The sequence below is a fragment of the Planotetraspora mira genome, from assembly GCF_016863275.1.
In the GTDB taxonomy this organism is placed as follows: domain Bacteria; phylum Actinomycetota; class Actinomycetes; order Streptosporangiales; family Streptosporangiaceae; genus Planotetraspora; species Planotetraspora mira.
Genome location: NZ_BOOO01000008.1, coordinates 187,209 through 202,450, shown reverse-complemented (window position 1 = coordinate 202,450; position 15,242 = coordinate 187,209). Strand labels below are relative to the sequence as shown.

General features: G+C 69.3%; 17 protein-coding genes. 11 read left to right on the top strand and 6 right to left on the bottom strand.

The window, feature by feature from the left end; genetic code table 11:
- The 3 genes from Pmi06nite_RS08165 to Pmi06nite_RS08155 all read left to right on the top strand — a co-directional run bounded on the left by Pmi06nite_RS08165 (position 1) and on the right by Pmi06nite_RS08155 (position 2,634).
- On the top strand, positions 1-645 hold the full coding sequence (locus Pmi06nite_RS08165; RefSeq protein WP_203952275.1) for a carboxymuconolactone decarboxylase family protein: 645 nt from the start codon (positions 1-3) through the stop codon (positions 643-645).
- Between the two features lie 182 nt (positions 646-827).
- The gene (locus Pmi06nite_RS08160) at positions 828-1,592 is read left to right on the top strand and encodes an SDR family NAD(P)-dependent oxidoreductase (RefSeq protein ID WP_203952274.1); all 765 of its coding nucleotides are present in this window, start codon (positions 828-830) and stop codon (positions 1,590-1,592) included.
- A 223-nt stretch (positions 1,593-1,815) separates the two neighbouring features.
- Complete coding sequence (locus tag Pmi06nite_RS08155) at positions 1,816-2,634, top strand: SAM-dependent methyltransferase (RefSeq protein WP_239113753.1); 819 nt, start codon at positions 1,816-1,818, stop codon at positions 2,632-2,634.
- 454 nt (positions 2,635-3,088) lie between these two features.
- Here Pmi06nite_RS08155 and Pmi06nite_RS08150 read toward each other — a convergent pair whose 3' ends face one another.
- Positions 3,089-3,478, bottom strand: a complete 390-nt coding sequence (locus Pmi06nite_RS08150; RefSeq protein WP_203952272.1) for a PPOX class F420-dependent oxidoreductase — start codon at positions 3,476-3,478, stop codon at positions 3,089-3,091.
- A 242-nt stretch (positions 3,479-3,720) separates the two neighbouring features.
- On the opposite strand from Pmi06nite_RS08150, the gene Pmi06nite_RS08145 reads away from it, so the two are divergent.
- Both Pmi06nite_RS08145 and Pmi06nite_RS08140 read left to right on the top strand, forming a co-directional pair.
- On the top strand, positions 3,721-4,557 hold the full coding sequence (locus tag Pmi06nite_RS08145) for an NAD-dependent protein deacetylase (protein WP_239113752.1): 837 nt from the start codon (positions 3,721-3,723) through the stop codon (positions 4,555-4,557).
- Between the two features lie 314 nt (positions 4,558-4,871).
- Positions 4,872-5,705, top strand: a complete 834-nt coding sequence (locus Pmi06nite_RS08140; protein WP_203952270.1) for an alpha/beta fold hydrolase — start codon at positions 4,872-4,874, stop codon at positions 5,703-5,705.
- Positions 5,706-5,715: 10 nt separating this feature from the next.
- Here Pmi06nite_RS08140 and rnhB read toward each other — a convergent pair whose 3' ends face one another.
- Positions 5,716-6,474 carry a ribonuclease HII gene (gene rnhB, locus Pmi06nite_RS08135; RefSeq protein WP_203952269.1) on the bottom strand — a complete coding sequence of 253 codons (759 nt, stop codon included), beginning with the start codon at positions 6,472-6,474 and terminating at the stop codon, positions 5,716-5,718.
- A 187-nt stretch (positions 6,475-6,661) separates the two neighbouring features.
- Here rnhB and Pmi06nite_RS08130 point away from each other — a divergent pair, with 187 nt between their 5' ends.
- Positions 6,662-7,366, top strand: a complete 705-nt coding sequence (locus Pmi06nite_RS08130; RefSeq protein WP_203952268.1) for a hypothetical protein — start codon at positions 6,662-6,664, stop codon at positions 7,364-7,366.
- Here Pmi06nite_RS08130 and Pmi06nite_RS08125 read toward each other — a convergent pair.
- Complete coding sequence (locus Pmi06nite_RS08125; RefSeq protein ID WP_203952267.1) at positions 7,361-8,056, bottom strand: alpha/beta fold hydrolase; 696 nt, start codon at positions 8,054-8,056, stop codon at positions 7,361-7,363. The genes Pmi06nite_RS08130 and Pmi06nite_RS08125 overlap by 6 nt on opposite strands.
- A gap of 119 nt (positions 8,057-8,175) precedes the next feature.
- On the opposite strand from Pmi06nite_RS08125, the gene Pmi06nite_RS08120 reads away from it, so the two are divergent.
- Entirely contained in the window at positions 8,176-8,892 is a 717-nt protein-coding gene (locus Pmi06nite_RS08120) for a winged helix-turn-helix transcriptional regulator (protein ID WP_203952266.1), read from the top strand.
- 72 nt (positions 8,893-8,964) lie between these two features.
- Here Pmi06nite_RS08120 and Pmi06nite_RS08115 read toward each other — a convergent pair whose 3' ends face one another.
- On the bottom strand, positions 8,965-10,425 hold the full coding sequence (locus tag Pmi06nite_RS08115; protein ID WP_203952265.1) for an MFS transporter: 1,461 nt from the start codon (positions 10,423-10,425) through the stop codon (positions 8,965-8,967).
- A gap of 128 nt (positions 10,426-10,553) precedes the next feature.
- Here Pmi06nite_RS08115 and Pmi06nite_RS08110 point away from each other — a divergent pair, with 128 nt between their 5' ends.
- Entirely contained in the window at positions 10,554-11,045 is a 492-nt protein-coding gene (locus tag Pmi06nite_RS08110; RefSeq protein WP_203952264.1) for a MarR family winged helix-turn-helix transcriptional regulator, read from the top strand.
- A gap of 69 nt (positions 11,046-11,114) precedes the next feature.
- Here the strand turns inward: Pmi06nite_RS08110 and Pmi06nite_RS08105 are convergent, their stop codons facing one another.
- Positions 11,115-11,510 (bottom strand): STAS domain-containing protein, encoded by a 396-nt coding sequence (locus Pmi06nite_RS08105; protein ID WP_203952263.1) that lies wholly within the window; start codon positions 11,508-11,510, stop codon positions 11,115-11,117.
- A 449-nt stretch (positions 11,511-11,959) separates the two neighbouring features.
- Here Pmi06nite_RS08105 and Pmi06nite_RS08100 point away from each other — a divergent pair, with 449 nt between their 5' ends.
- From Pmi06nite_RS08100 to Pmi06nite_RS08090, 3 genes are all read left to right on the top strand, one after another.
- Positions 11,960-12,190, top strand: coding sequence for a UBP-type zinc finger domain-containing protein (locus tag Pmi06nite_RS08100; protein WP_203952262.1), 231 nt, complete (start codon positions 11,960-11,962; stop codon positions 12,188-12,190).
- 67 nt (positions 12,191-12,257) lie between these two features.
- Complete coding sequence (locus Pmi06nite_RS08095) at positions 12,258-13,214, top strand: acyl-CoA desaturase (RefSeq protein ID WP_239113751.1); 957 nt, start codon at positions 12,258-12,260, stop codon at positions 13,212-13,214.
- 171 nt (positions 13,215-13,385) lie between these two features.
- Complete coding sequence (locus Pmi06nite_RS08090; RefSeq protein WP_203952260.1) at positions 13,386-14,339, top strand: LysR family transcriptional regulator; 954 nt, start codon at positions 13,386-13,388, stop codon at positions 14,337-14,339.
- Here the strand turns inward: Pmi06nite_RS08090 and Pmi06nite_RS08085 are convergent.
- Positions 14,317-15,231: a helix-turn-helix domain-containing protein gene (locus tag Pmi06nite_RS08085; RefSeq protein ID WP_203952259.1), complete on the bottom strand. Its 915-nt coding sequence runs from the start codon at positions 15,229-15,231 to the stop codon at positions 14,317-14,319. The genes Pmi06nite_RS08090 and Pmi06nite_RS08085 overlap by 23 nt on opposite strands.
- Positions 15,232-15,242: the final 11 nt, after the last annotated feature.

The window sequence follows — 15,242 nt, the reverse complement described above, 5'->3', positions numbered from 1 at the left end:
GTGACGAACACGAATCGCATCAGCTACGTACCGATGGAGTCGATGGACGAGGCGATGCGGGAGGAGATGCACAGATGTGCTCGTGAGGGCACGCCCCGGCCGGAGAGCTCGGCCGTCCGAGCGCACGCGCCGAACGCCTTCTGGGCGTTCGCCGACTCCTGGAAGGCCCTGTTCCACAGCGGAGTCTGCGACCACGCGATCAAGGAACTCTGCCGCGTCTACATCTCCCGCACGGTGAAGTGCGAGTTCTGCGGCAACCAGCGCTCGATCAAGGCGAGCGCCGCGGGCCTGGTCGAGCAGCAGTACGACGACCTGCTGAACTTCGAGTCGTCCTCGAAGTACGACGAGCGGCAGCGCGCCGCGCTCTCCTACGCCGAGGCCATCGCGTGGGGGCTCGAGGCCGACGACGCGTTCTGGGAGCGGCTGCACCGGCACTTCTCCGAGGCCGAGCTCGTCGAGCTCGGCTGCTGCATCGCGCTGACCTATGGCCAGCAGAGCTGGATCAGGCTGCTCGGCATCGACCACCATGAGTACCTGCCGGGCACGGCCGCGTCCATGGCTCCGGGCTTCGAGACGGCCGAGGCCTCGGCGGCGTCGAGGGCCTCGGGCGACTACTGGGCGGCACAATCGAGCGACCGGGCCTGACTGCCCGTCCGGTCTCTTCTCGGTTCGTCTCGACTCCGCCGCGGAGACCGGCGTTCTGACGCGGGACCGCCTGGAATAAGGTGTCGCGGGCGCCGCCGGACTCTTGCCCGGGCATCGTCTGCTGTCCGGTCGCGATACGGCTTCAGCGTGGCCGCATCGGAGCACCGGGGGAGTCGCTGATCATGGTGAAACCGTTCGAAGGCAGGACCGCGCTGGTCACAGGAGCCGGCCGCGGAATCGGCCGGGCCGTCGCAGTGGAGCTTGCCCGGGCCGGTGCGCGGACCGTCCTCCTGGCGCGCTCGCAGAGTGAGCTCGCCGAGTCCGCGCACCTGGTCCGGGCCGAGGGTGGCGAGGCGCTCGTCGTACGCGGGGACCTCGCCCACCCCGACCGGATCGCCCACCTGCTCGGCGGCGTGGGTGACGATCTCGGTCACGTCGACATCCTCGTCAACAACGCCGGTGTCGTCTGGCCGCTCGGCCCCACTGCCGCCGTGGACGCCGCAGAGTGGGCCGCCGCGATCGACGTCAACCTCGTGTCCGCCGCGACCCTCACCTTCTCGCTGCTGCCGGCCATGATCGGCCGCGGGTGGGGGCGTGTCGTCAACGTCTCGAGCGGAGTCGCGGAGCGCCCCACGGCCATGATCGGGGCCAACGCCTACGCCACGGCCAAGGCGGCGTTGGAGGCCCACACGGTCAACCTCGCCGCGGAGTTGGCGGGCAGCGGCGTCACCGTGAACGCGTTCCGGCCCGGGCGGGTCGACACCGCCATGCAGGCGTGGATCCGTGAGCAGGACCCCGACCAGATCGGCGCGGGCCTGCACGAGCAGTTCAGTCGCTATCACCTGGGCGGGACGCTGATCAGCTCGGAACAGTCCGCCCGATCGCTGGTCTCCCGGCTGCCGGGAGACGCCACCGGCCAGATCTGGAGCGTCTCCGACCCCGCATGACCGCCGGTGCGGCCGCGAGACCGGACGGTGCGGCTGTCTCGCAATCGAATGCACCTGCGCGTTGATCGCCGTGGCCCCGAGGCCGATCTGGATCCACTACGGGTTGCCTTCCCTGTCCTGCAAACGATTGATGATCGAATGGATCCGGAATGGCGATAAAGATCCACAAGGGAAGGCGGATGGCTTACGATCTTCTCTGACCGGGATCAGCGTGAGGAGTGGCGTGAACGACTTCAAGGCACCATCCGGGGTTGATCCGTTCACACCGAGCGTCGCGCGGATGTACGACTACTACCTGGGTGGCAAGGACAATTTCGCGGCCGACCGCGAGGCGGCCGAGAAGATCATCGAGATCCTGCCCAATGTCCGGGACGTCGCCAGGGAGAACCGCGAGTTCCTGGTTCGCGCCGTGACCTACCTCAGCGGGCAGGGGATCCGGCAGTTCCTGGACGTCGGGGCCGGGCTGCCGACGCAGCGGAACGTCCACCAGGTCGCCCAGGAACTGGTGCCGGATTCGCGTGTCGTCTATGTCGACAACGACCCCATCGTGCTCACCCACGCGAGGGCCCTGCTCTCGGAGAACGTCCACGTGATCGCCGTGGACGCCGACATGAGGAAGGCGCAGGCGCTCCTCGATCACCCGGACGTCCGCGGCCACCTCGATTTCTCCCAGCCCGTGGCGATCCTGCTGCTCGGCGTTCTGCACTTCGTCCCCGACGACGACGAGGCGGCGGACATCGCGGCGACGTTCAGGTCCGCCCTCGGGCCTGGCGGCTATCTCGTCGTCTCGCACGGATCCATCGGAGCGCTGAGCGAGGATCAGGAGCGTGAGGGGCGGCAGGTGTTCAGCCGCACGTCGGCACCCGGTGCCGCGTCCCGGACGCCGGCACAGGTGGCGGCCTTCTTCGAGGGACTCGACCTGGTCGACCCCGGAGTCGTCGCCCTGCAGGATTGGCGTCCGCGGGATGTCCCGATCGTCAAGCAAGGCGAAGCCGGCGCCGTAGGCGGCCTAGGCCTAGCCACCCGCCGCCCCTCCGCGTGATCATGCACAGGTTCGGCGATGTACGCCCTGACCTGCCCCCCCTTTGCGCGTGATCATGCACACCTTCGTGAAAACCATCTCTGAGCTGGCCGGACACGTGGCGTGATCATGCACACCTTCGTGTAGATCCCCCTTGAGCTGGGGCGATTCAGGTCGTGATCATGCGCACTTTCGTCTGGGGTATCGCCGGCCTGGCCGTACGCATGTTGTGATCATGCAGCGGGATGCCCAGGCCGCAGGGTGCGCATTTGCATGATCACGTCAGGCGTTTGTGCAGCTCAAGCGGCACATCTCCGAACCTGTGCATGATCACGGACGGTGAGTGTGCAGGTCAGGGCGTACATCTCCGAACCTGTGCATGATCACGCGGGTATGACGCTCGCTCGGGAACGAGGCGAGGTTCCGGATCGTGCTCACCACCGGCCGGTGAGACGATCCGGAACCGCCGGCTCGCCTACTTCCTCGCGCTCTTCTTCACGGCCATCACGAGGATGACGCGGTCCTTGCTGTCCGCCGGCGGCGGCGTGTCCGGATCCCCGTAGCGCCGGCCGAGGCGCACGTAGAACGCCCCCTCGGGGTCCGGTACGACGTCGACCAGGCTGCCTCGGACCTCGAGGAAGCGCAGCGGGTCGTCCGGGTCGATGATCAGCAGACTCATCGACGGGTTGTGCTGGAGATTGCGGTACTTGGCGCGGTAAGTGGTGTGGGTGAACCGGATCTGATCACCGTCGAACTCGAACCACATCGGGTTCACCTGCACGGTGTCGTCGGGCCGGATCGTGCCGAGATTGCCGAAAATCGGCCGCTCGAGCAGGTCAATCAGGTCATCGGGAATCACGCTCATGGCGAGGTAACGATCGCCGGCGATCATCGATTCCCGGTGGCCGGGCCGTCCTCTCGGCGGCCGGGGCGTTGTCCCGGGCAGGTGCGGATGTCGGGCACCATGGAGGAGTGACTCGGGCGATAGATGAGCCTCGTGGCGTTATGTCCGATGCGTTCGCGGACCGTACGGATCGAACAGATCGAATGGACCACAGGCACGGCGCGGACCCTGCGCACGGCACGGACCCCACCGATCGAACAGGCGTGCCCGATGGCCCCGCGTTCAGGACGCTGGTCGACCTCGTCGCGGACGGCGGGGTGGTGATCCTCAGCGGAGCCGGCCTGTCGACGGAGTCCGGCATCCCCGACTACCGAGGAGAGACCGGTAGAAGGCGGCAGGCCGATCCGATGACGTACCAGACGTTCATCGGCAGCGCCGAGGCCCGCCGCCGCTACTGGGCCCGGAGTCATCTGGGCTGGGGGCACATCGCCCGCGCCGCGCCCAACGCCGGTCATCACGCGGTCGCGGAGTTGCAGGCTCGCGGCCTGGTCGCCGGGATCATCACCCAGAACGTCGACGGCCTGCACCAGGCCGCAGGCGCCCAGCAGGTGATCGAACTCCACGGCGCCATCGACCGGGTGATGTGTCTTTCCTGCGGTCAGCGCACCGCCCGCAGGCTGCTCGACCAGCAACTGCGCGAGGCCAACCCTGGCTGGCGCGCCCAGGTGAGTGCGATCAATCCCGACGGTGACGCCGTGATCGCCGATGACCAGATCGACGGCTTCGAGATCGTCGACTGCCACAGCTGCGGCGGCATGCTCAAGCCCGACGTCGTGTTCTTCGGCGAGAACGTGCCGCGCCCTCGCGTCGACGAGTGTTACGCGCTGACGGGGGACGCCAGGACGTTGCTGGTTCTGGGGTCGTCGCTGACCGTGATGTCCGGCTTCCGGTTCGTCCGTCACGCCGGCGAGCGCGCCATACCTGTCGCGATCATCAACAAGGGCGCGACCCGGGGCGACGACCACGCCCTCGTGGCTCTGGACGCTCCGCTCGGCTCGGCCCTCACCGCCCTGCTGGCGGAGCTCGGCACCGCCCGCTGAAACACGGGCCCGCTGAAACACGGCCCGCTGAAACACGGCCCGCTGAAACACGGGCCCGCCGAAACCCGGGCCCGCCGAAACCCGGCCCCCTGAAACACGGCCCGCTGAAACACGGCCGCTGAAGCCTGGGCGTCCGACGTCCGGCCCGCCGACCTCCGGCACACGATCCTCGGCTCCGGCGGCAAGCCGCAAGGCGGGGCCCACGCGGGGTGCCCGGCCGACCGGCCCGGCAGGAGGGCATCCTTGGTTGGGGGGACCACGTGGTCTCACCGGCCCAACCTGCGATGTGGTCATGAGATTCGGGGGAAGAAGCCATGCCCAGAGTCACCGTCGGTCAGGAGAACGGCTCCGACATCGAGATCTACTACGAGGACAACGGCACGGGCGAACCTGTGGTGCTGATCCACGGATACCCGCTCAGCGGGCAATCCTGGGAGAAACAGCAGAGGGTCCTGCTCGCCGCCGGTCACCGGGTGATCACCTATGATCGCCGCGGCTTCGGGCGGTCCAGCCATCCGACCGTCGGATACGACTACGACACCTTCGCCGCCGACCTGGGCACCCTGCTCGACGAACTCGGTCTCGACAGCGTGGTGCTGGTGGGTTTCTCGATGGGGACGGGCGAGGTCACCCGTTACATCGGCACGTACGGCACGGCGCGCGTGAAGAAGGCCGCGCTGCTGGGGGCGATCCCGCCTTTCCTGCTCAAGAGGGACGACAATCCCGAGGGCGTCGACGGAGCGGTCTTCGAGGGGATCCAGAAGGCGATCGTCGCGGACCGGTTCGCCTACCTCAAGGACTTCCTGGACAACTTCTACAACACCGACGTCCTGGCCGGCACGCGCATCAGCGACCAGGCCTGGCAGGCGAGTTTCAACGTGGCCGCCGACGCGTCGGCTCACGCCACCTACGCGTGTGTCGGAACGTGGCTGACCGACTTCCGTGAGGACTTGCCGAAGTTCGACATCCCGACCCTGGTCGTGCACGGCGACGCCGACCGCATCCTGCCCTTCGAGGCGACCGCCGCCCGGCTGCCCGGGCTGATCAAGGATCTGCGGTTCGTGAAGGTCGAGGGCGGCCCGCACAACATCGCCTGGACGCATCCGGAGCAGGTCAACGAGGCCTTGCTCGCCTTCCTCGCCGAGTAGGGGCAGGGAATCAGAGCAGTGTCATCTGGCCGGAGCCGGCCAGCGGATCACGATGCTTCCTGAGATGCCGCCACTGGGGGAGGTCGTCGAGGTAGGACCAGGAGAGCCGGTGGTGCGGGGTCGGCCCGGCGGCCGCCAGGGCCTCCTGGTGCACTGGGGAGGGATAGCCCGCGCTGTCGGCGAAGCCGTACGCGGGATGATCGGAGGCCAGTGCCGCCATCAGGCGATCGCGATGCACCTTGGCCAGCACCGACGCGGCGGCGACGCTGACCGAGCGCTGATCGGCCTTGATCTCGCACCGCACGCGCCACGGCCTGCCCAGGAAATCGTGCTTGCCGTCGAGGATCACCATGTCCGGACGCCGCGGCAGGGCGTCGAGTGCCCTGAGGGTCGCGCGCCGCAGCGCCTCGGTCATGCCCACCTCGTCGATCTCCGCCGGGCTCGACTCGCCGATGGCGTGACCGGCGAGCCAGCCCGGCAGGACTTCGGCGAACGCCTCGCGATGCGCGGGGGACAGCAGCTTGGAGTCGTTGAGCCGCACGGTCCGGCCGGCCCTGCCCGGCAACTCCGGCGCCGGGCTCAGATCGGTGACGGCCGCGCAGACCACCAACGGCCCGGCCCAGGCGCCGCGGCCGACCTCGTCCACGCCGGCGATGAGGGTCGCTCCGCCCGCGGCCAGTTGGCGCTCGATCTCGTAACCGGCGGCCGGGCGTGCCGCGGCCCGTTTCCCGGCGGGGACGCCGGGGACGCCGGGCAACGTGTCGCTCACGAGGTCACTCCAATCGTTCAGCGTCGGCCCATCATGGCAGGCGGCCACGGTTCCGCATCACGGGAAACATGAGTGCGACAGGCACGCGCCGAGGCGGCCGAAACATCACACGCGTTTCATCTGGCGCCCCGTCACCTTTGACCGGAGAATTCCCCTGATCAACTGATAAGTACGACGGGGGATGCGAGTGCGGCTGTACCAAGAACTGCCGGTGATGCGCCAGGTGGACCGGATCACCGCGGTGTTCGTCCGGGTGATCCTGCTCGTCGTGCTCCTGTGGGGCACGCTGCTCGCCTTCTTCGCCGCACTCCCTCAGGAACGTTCCGCCGCGGAGTTCCACGCGACCCTGTACGCCGGACAGGTGTCCGCCGTGATCTATCGCCACGTCGATCACGATGTCGATCTCCGCTGGTCCACCAGCCCGTTCACCTGGTACCACTCGGTGGACCCCAACCTGAAGCACGGCCTGACCAACCTCGTCTGGCCCGGGGGGACCTATCCGTACGTGGTGGGGGCGAAAAGCCTGACCCACCCCCGGTGGCTCGCCGCCATGTGGACGCTCCGTGTCCCGGATTTCTTCGGCTGGCTGGTGACGCTCGCCTGGATCATCTCGTTCGTCATGATGCTCCGTACGAAAGAGCATCGCGTGGGCAACCGGTGGGCCTGGCTCTGGCTGTTCGCCCTTGGCCAGATCGGCGCCGTCCTGTACCTGCTCCTCGAACCGCGATCGTTGTGGTGGGGAGTCGAGGCCCAGGAGCCGCTGGCCAACCCGATGGGCGGCATCCGGGGCTTCGTCCTGTCCCTCTGCGTTCCCGCGATGATCGCGGTCTCCTTCGAAGGGGGTCTCGGGTCCGCGGCGCGCGCCGTCGTGGACGTTCTGGCGGCCCTATGAGTCGCTGATCGAGATCCGGTAGGCCTCCAGCCGATCGACGAGTTCGGCGGGACGCGCGAGCGCGGGCAGGTGACCCCCGCCCATCTCGTCCGGGTCGAAACCGAGCCGTTCCCTGACGACGCGCCGCTGGAAGGCCGCGGGGAAGAACCGGTCGCCCCGGCAGAGCAGGAACCGCGTCGGCACGTCCGGCCAGGCGGGAAGCGGCCACGGCTTCTCGAACGGCGTGCCCGACTGTTCCCGCACGTGATGGGCCGACTCGGCCGCGACCTCAGGGGGAACGTCGTGGAGGAAGGCCGTGACCGGATCGAACGGCGCGTCCGGGTCACGGCCTTCGAGTTCCTCGTTCTCGCGGCGGGCCTGCTCCTGACCCGTCGCGGTCCACCAGTCGCCCGGGCTCTCACCCGGCCGCGGGACCATCGCGGCCACCAGGACCAGCAGGTCGACGGGAATCCGGTCGCAGACCATCGGCGCGGTGAATCCCCCCATCGACTGGGCCACCAACACCAGGCCGGTGCGGCCCCCGACGGCGTCCACCACGGCGTCGGCGTATTCGGCCAGCCCGGCGCGGTCGTCGTCGCACGGCAGGTCGACCGCCACGACGTCGTGGCCTCGTTCGCGCAGCAGAGGGGTGACCCGATGCCAGTACCAGGAGGTGGACGCGGCACCGGGGATCAGGACATAGGTCGTCACGTGCTGGGGGCCTCTTTCGTGCCGGACCGGACGTCGGGAAGGAGCCTGGACTTCACAATCTGCTCCTAACCTAGGAGTGGACGCTCCTGATATGCAAGCGCTTTGGCTACACTCCTGCCATGCCGGGCAAGCGCACCTATGACGACCCGTGCGGCATCGCGCGCGGACTGGACCTGGTCGGCGAAAGGTGGGCCCTCCTCGTCGTCCGTGAGCTCCTGCTGGGCCCCAAACGGTTCTCCGACCTGCACCGCGGCCTGCCCGCCTTGAGCCAGAACGTCCTGACTCACCGGTTGCGTGAACTGGAGGAGGCCGGGGTCGTACGGCGGCGCAGGCTCGGGCCTCCGGCCGTCTCCTGGGCGTACGAACTGACGGCCTGGGGACGTGAGTTGGAGCCGGTCCTGTTCCATCTGGGCCGCTGGGGGAGCCGCGCGCCGATGACCACGGACGGGGAGTTGAGCGCCGACGCGCTCATCATCGCGATGCGCACGGCCTTCGACGGCGAGGCGGCCGGTGAGTTCAGGGCCCAGGTCGAGTTGTGGCTGGGCGACGACCGCTTCCATGCCGGGATCGCTGACGGCCGGGTCGACCTCAGCCGCGCCGCCCTCGGCCGGACCGGGCCGGATACGGGCGGGAACGGGGATGGGCCGACTGTCGCGCCAGGCACGGCCGACGCCGTTCTGCGAATGACCGGGCCGGCCACACTGCGGGCCCTGGTGTTCGGCGGACGCGACCTCGATGACGCACTGCGGACGGAAGACCTCGATCTCCTCGGCGACCAGCGCGTCGCCGAGCGGTTCCTCGCCTTGTTCCCGCGCCCCGCACCCGCAGTGGGGTGAGGCGCCGAGACGGCGCCGGCCGCCGCCCCACCAGAGGGGCTGCCTGGTCCGGCGCCGTCCACGTCGGGTTCTCTACCGGAGGGCGGACCCTTCCACGACGGCGTCCTGGGCGCCCTGCCGGGCGGTGCGCCGCGCGAGCGCGCCTCCCGCGCGGCCGGGGATGGCAAGGACGACGAGAGCGGCGAGCAGGGCGACGCCCGCGGCGATCATGAAGTCGGCGCGGAACCCGGCCTCGGACGGCACGCTGACCGGACCCAGTTGGACGGTCATGTGGGCCAGGACCACGCCCATGACGGCGCTGGCCGTCGAGGTGCCGATCGAACGCATCAGGCTGTTCAGGCCGTTGGCCGCGGCGCTCTCCGAGGCGGGGGCGGCACTCATGATCAGGGCCGGCATGGCCGCGTAGGCGAAGCCGACACCCCCGCTGATCACCGCGGCGAAGACCAGCACGCCCCACGCGCTGCCCATGAGCGTGAGCGCCACGCCGTACCCGCCGGCGATCACGAGCGCGCCGATGAGCAGGGAGATCTTGGGCCCGCGCGCGGCGGAGATTCTGGCGGCGAGCGGTGAGACGGCCATCATGACCAGACCCGCGGGGGCCATCCACAGTCCGGCCTCGAGCATGGTCTGGCCCAGGCCGTAGCCGGTGGCTTCGGGAAGCTGGAGCAACTGCGGGGCGACCAGGGACATCGCGTACATCGCGAAGCCGACCACGATGGACGCGAGGTTCGTCATGAGGATCGGGCGGCGCGAACTGGTGCGCAGGTCGACCAACGGTGCCGTGTGGCGCAGTTCCCACGCGCCCCACAGGAGGAGGATCACGGCCGCGGCGGCGAACAACCCGAGCGTGGTGCCGCTGCCCCAGCCCCAGTCCCCGCCCTTGGAGATCGGCAGCAGCAGGCAGAGTAGTCCCGCGGACAGGCCGATCGCGCCGACGAAGTCGAAGCGCCCCCCGGCCCGTACGGAGGACTCGGGGATGAAGAACAGGACCAGCACGCCCGCGATGAGGCCGAGGGCGCCCGAGCCCCAGAAGAGCACGTGCCAGTCGGCGTTCTGCGCGACGGCGGCCGACGCCGGCAGACCGAGGGCGCCGCCGACTCCGAGCGAGGAGCTCATGATCGCCATGGCCGATCCCAGCCGCTCGGCGGGCAGGACGTCGCGCATGATGCTGATGCCGAGGGGGATGACGCCCATCCCGAAGCCCTGCAGCGTCCGGCCGATGACCATCGGGGCGAGCGAGTTCGCGGGCGCGCACACCAGCGAGCCGATGACCAGCAGGGCGGTGCTGATCAGCAGCAGGCGGCGCTTGCCGTAAAGGTCGCCGAGCCGGCCGACGACCGGTGTGGCGACCGCTCCTCCGAGCAGAGTGGCGGTGATCGCCCACGTGGCGTTGGCCGCCGAGGTATGCAGGAGCTGAGGCAACTCTGGGATGAGGGGGACGACCAGGGTCTGCATGACCGACACCGTGATTCCGGCGGCGGCCAGCACGCTCACGATCGCGCCGGTGCGCGATACGGGGGCGGTGGTGCTCATTACGTCTCCGCTCGACGTTGACAAAGCCGGCCAGGATCCCCGGACCAGGCGATATGCATCATACATATGCTGTGCAGCATGCATAATCAGGGGGTGGGGTCCAGTCGAGGCACGAGGGAGGTGCGGGCATGGACAGAGAGATCACGGAAATCGAGCGTGAGCTGAGGCTGATCGGCCGCAGTGTCGCCATGGGCGCGTTCGGGACGAGAGGTCGTTTAGAACGCAGCGCCTACCTCCTGCTCAGCCGGATCGAGATCGAGGGGCCGATGTCGATCGGCCAGCTCGCGGAGGCGTTCGGGCTGGACACGTCGACGGTCAACCGTCAGACCGCGGCCCTGCTGCGCTCCGGCGTGGCCGAGCGGATCCCCGACCCGGACGGCGGGATGGCGCGCAAGGTGCGCATCACGGCCGAGGGACTGCGCCGCCTGCACGCCGACCGTGCCTGGGCCACCGACGGGCTGGGTGTCGTGCTGGCCGACTGGACGCCGGAGGACCTCGCCGACTTCGCTTGCGTTCTGACCCGGTTCAACATGGCGGTCGAGGACCACGAGGGGCGCTCCTGGCCTCGCCCCGGCCTGCCCGGACCAGCGGGCTCGCTCAACCGGGCCCCTGACGGCTGATCATTCTCCGCCGTGGCGACGGCCGTCGATCTGTTCGGCTGTACGCGTTCATGAGTTTCGCCTGAGGGGCTACGCCGGCTCATCCACGTAGAGGTGGGGCGCGTCATGCCAGCCCGTGAGGTCGAGCAGGCGTCGCACTCGCGGCGGCACCGAGCGCAACGTCAGAACGTGGTCGCCCTCCAGCCGGGTGGCTGCCGTGACCAGGGCGCGGAGGGCGCCGATGTCGATGAACACCAGGCCGCCGAGGTCGACGAAGAGGCTGCCGCCCCTCGCCGGCGAGGCGAGCGCGTCAGTCAGGGCCGCCATGGTGGTGCGGTCGAGGTCACCCTCTATCCAGAGTCCCTGCGGATAGAGGGACGGGGTGATGCGCAGGCGCGGCCCGGAGGCCTCGAAAGGTCCGGCGACGCGGCCGCCGATGATGCCGAGGGAACCCCGTGGTCCGCTGGTTCTGTCGCTGGCGTTCATGCCGCCTCCTCGATCACGGCGGGAGGGTCCGTCACTCTCTCGAGCAGGCAGAGTGCGGCCTGTCCGACCGGCCGTGAACATCCGGCGTACAGGCCTGAAGGCGGGAGCCGGGCACCTTGAGTCAACGACATCCACCGGCGAACGGAAACGGCCGATGTCAGCAAAGCTCATCGTGGTGGCAGATCACCTGGGTCGCACGCCCCCGGGGGCTTCCGCTTGACGGGACGGTGCTCGGCGGCAGGCCCGCTATCGCGGCCGGTGATGACCTTTGCTGAGATTGCCTGTTTCCGCCCGGCCCGCCGGTCACGTTGACTGGCAGGCAGGTCAGTCGGCGCAGCTCGCGTCACTGTCACCTTGAGGGGGTCGTGATGGCCCTGAATGTGGGGGGCGTGAATGTCCGCGCCCAGGGCGCTCCGAACGGTCGGGCGCCGCGCTGCCAACACCTCAGTATGCCGCTGGGGGTCGAACAGGGTGCCCCCGAATGCGCGATGTGCCTGATCCTCGGCCTGACCTGGGCGCGACTGGTGGTCTGCCTGACGTGCGGCTGGGTCGCGTGTTCCGACGATTCGCCGGGCGGCCACGCCCGGGCGCACTACCAGGAGACCGACCACCCGGTGGTCGGCGCGCTGGAGACGGATACGGCCTGGCGATGGTGCTACGTGCACGGACGAGCCGTGTGAAGCGAGACGGAAGAGGCTCATGACTGTTTCTGAACAACCGGTGAGACGCCGGGAGGACTATGACGGTGTGTCACCATTCCCCGGGACCGTGGAGCACGCTCCAGCCGGCCGGGCCCAGACGTGGCTGACCGGGACCATCGTGGTGGTGCCGTTCGTCGCGCTGGGGCTCGGGATCTGGCTGGCGTGGGGCCACGGCGTCGTGCTCACCGATCTGCTGCTGGCCGGAGTCTTCTACGTGGTCACCGGGCTCGGGGCGACCGTGGGGTTCCACCGGCTGCTCACCCACGGATCTTTCACCGCACGCCCGGGGCTTCGGGTGGCCCTGGCGGTCGCCGGCTCGATGAGCTTCCAGGGCAACGTGATCGACTGGGTGGCGATCCACCGCCGCCATCACGCCTTCACCGACCGACCCGGCGATCCGCACTCCCCCTACCGGTACGGCACCAGCCTGTACGGCCAGCTTCGTGGACTCGCCCACGCTCATCTCGGCTGGATGTTCACCGACGATCCGACCCCGGCGTCGCGCTACGCACCCGACATGCTCGCCGACCCGGCGATGGTGAGGGTGGCACGCGCCTTCCCCGCCCTGTGCGCCGTGTCACTGGCACTGCCGTTCCTGGCCGGGTGGGCGATCAGCGGCAGCCTGTTCGGCGGGATCACCGCGTTCCTGTGGGCCGGGCTGGTCCGCGTCGCTCTCCTGCAGCACGTCACCTGGAGCGTCAACTCCCTCTGCCACGTCATCGGAAGCAGACCCTTCACCACACGCCGCCACGACCGCTCGACCAACCTGTGGCCGCTGGCCCTGCTCTCATTCGGGGAGAGCTGGCACAACGGCCACCACAGCGAACCCACCTGCGCCCGGCACGGTCTGGACCGGTTCCAGATCGACCCGGCCGCCGGACTGATCCGGATCTTCGAGCGTCTGGGCTGGGCCACCGACGTCCGCTGGGCCGACCACGACCGCATCGAAGGCCGCCGCAGGACCGACGTCTCCGCGGACGCCCGCGCACCGGCCGGACTCTGACCGGCGCCTCCGGAGGCCGCCGTCGGCGATGTGGACGATCATCATCCGTGGTGATCGTGACGGTCTCGTTTCCCCGATCCACGCGCCTGGACGGCTGCCGGCCCTCTCGGGGACCTAGGGTGTGGAGAAGGGTCCGCCTCGGCACCGCCCTGCGGGAAGGGGGTGGCGGCCATGGAACTACGCCAACTCCGCTATTTCGTGACGCTGGCTGAGGAACTGCACTTCGGCCGGGCAGCCCTTCGCGAGCACATCGTCCAGTCCGCCCTGAGTCAGCAGGTGCAACGTCTCGAACGTGAACTCGGGGTGCGACTGCTGAACCGCAGCACCCACCACGTCGAGCTCACCCCGGCCGGCGCCGCCTTCCTCGTCGAGGCCCGCCAGATTCTCGACCACGTCGGCCGGGCGGCCCATGCGGCCCGGAACACCGCCGAGTCGCCGCCAACCCTCCGGGCGGGCATCGTCGACGCGAGTTACGACTCCATGCCGCAGATCCTGCGAGCCGTGCAGCGGCGCCACCCGGAACTGACGATCCACCAGGTCGAAGCCGGCACGCCCGAGCAGTACCGCCAACTGGCCGACGGGCGCCTGGAGATCGGGATCGGCCATGCCTCCCAGCCCTCGCCCAGCGTGGTCTCCGAGCTCATCCGGCTCGATCCGCTGGGCGTGCTTGTCCCCGCCACCCACCGCTTCGCCCTCCAGGAGGGCGTGCCCGTCGCCGCCCTGGCCGAGGAACAACTCCTGCTCGGCGAGGAGACCCACACACCGGAATTCAACCAGTTCGTCGGGGAACTGTGCAGCTCGGCCGGATTCGTCCCCTCCATCTACGAGGGAACCGTCGAGAGCAACCGCGCGGCCGCCGATCTCGTGCTCCAGCATCGTTGTGTCCTGTGCGTGCCGGCTTCCTCCCGCACGTCCAGCCGGCCGGGCACCGTATGGCGGCCGCTCATCGAACCGGTGCCGCTTTACCCGTGGTCACTCCTGTGGCGCGCGGGGGATCCGTCACCCTACGTGGCCGCCGTCATCGATACGGCTCGCCAAATCGCCCACCGACTCCACTGGCTGGATACCACCCGCCGGGTGCCAGGCGAAGCGGCACCGGACGTCACCTGTGACGAACCTGCCTGAACGGTCGCTCGTCCTCGCCTCTGCGCCCGGCGACGTTCGGAACGGCACGGCGAACGGACCGGGGCACGTGAGCGTCGCGTTCGAGTATGGCCAGGCGTGCGAGGGCCCGTTCGGAGGGGCTGCCGGGCTCTGCTGAGCTGACGAATATGCGCAGGTCAGGAGCGCTGGCGATGGCCAATGTCTCGTGCCAGAGGACCAGGTCGCCGACGACTGGGTGGTGAAGGCGTTTGAGTTCGTCGGTCTTGGCGCGGACGTCGTGGCGGGCCCACATCCGGCGGAAGTCCGCGCTCGCCTCAGAAAGCTCCTCCACCAGTTCGGACACGGCGGGGTCGTCGCGGTCCGCGCCCAGGAAGGCGCGCAGATCGGCCAGTTTGGCCAGGGCCTCGTCTTCCCAGTCCAGGTAGAACTCGTGCGATGCGGGATTGAGGAAGGTGAACCGCAGCAGGTTGTCGCTGTGGTCCAGCCATCCATGGAGGCCGTCGGCCAGATGGTTCCTGGCCAGCACGTCCTGCCGGTGGTTCACCACGAACGCCGGAGCGTGGTCCCACCTGTTCAGAAGCCGCATCACGCCCGCGCTGACCCGGTCGCTCCCGCCGGGAGTCCGGCGCCGGTGGGGCCGGGGGCTGGCGAGATCGTACATGTGTTCGGCGGCTTCCGGCGTGAGGTCGAAGACTCGCGCCAGAGCCTGGAGCACCTGGTCAGAGGGATGGCGCTCCCTGCCCTGCTCCAGCCGGATGTAGTAGTCCGTGCTGACGCCGGCCAGCGTGGCGACCTCCTCGCGGCGCAGTCCCGGGATGCGGCGGCTGCCTCCGCCCGCGAGCCCCACCTGATCGACACTCGTGACCTGGCGCCTGGCTCGCAGGAAATCGCCAAGCGGCTTCTTGGCGCTCATAGTGACACGTT

What these genes read in the sequence shown, in the direction of transcription:
- Pmi06nite_RS08110 (WP_203952264.1), top strand. Translation starts at nt 10,554, where the DNA reads ATGGACAGAGAGATCACGGAAATCGAGCGTGAGCTGAGGCTGATCGGC.
- Pmi06nite_RS08085 (WP_203952259.1), bottom strand. Translation starts at nt 15,231, where the DNA reads ATGAGCGCCAAGAAGCCGCTTGGCGATTTCCTGCGAGCCAGGCGCCAG.
- Pmi06nite_RS08100 (WP_203952262.1), top strand. Translation starts at nt 11,960, where the DNA reads ATGCCGCTGGGGGTCGAACAGGGTGCCCCCGAATGCGCGATGTGCCTG.
- Pmi06nite_RS08150 (WP_203952272.1), bottom strand. Translation starts at nt 3,478, where the DNA reads ATGAGCGTGATTCCCGATGACCTGATTGACCTGCTCGAGCGGCCGATT.
- Pmi06nite_RS08090 (WP_203952260.1), top strand. Translation starts at nt 13,386, where the DNA reads ATGGAACTACGCCAACTCCGCTATTTCGTGACGCTGGCTGAGGAACTG.
- Pmi06nite_RS08115 (WP_203952265.1), bottom strand. Translation starts at nt 10,425, where the DNA reads ATGAGCACCACCGCCCCCGTATCGCGCACCGGCGCGATCGTGAGCGTG.
- Pmi06nite_RS08105 (WP_203952263.1), bottom strand. Translation starts at nt 11,510, where the DNA reads ATGAACGCCAGCGACAGAACCAGCGGACCACGGGGTTCCCTCGGCATC.
- Pmi06nite_RS08160 (WP_203952274.1), top strand. Translation starts at nt 828, where the DNA reads ATGGTGAAACCGTTCGAAGGCAGGACCGCGCTGGTCACAGGAGCCGGC.
- Pmi06nite_RS08140 (WP_203952270.1), top strand. Translation starts at nt 4,872, where the DNA reads ATGCCCAGAGTCACCGTCGGTCAGGAGAACGGCTCCGACATCGAGATC.
- Pmi06nite_RS08120 (WP_203952266.1), top strand. Translation starts at nt 8,176, where the DNA reads ATGCCGGGCAAGCGCACCTATGACGACCCGTGCGGCATCGCGCGCGGA.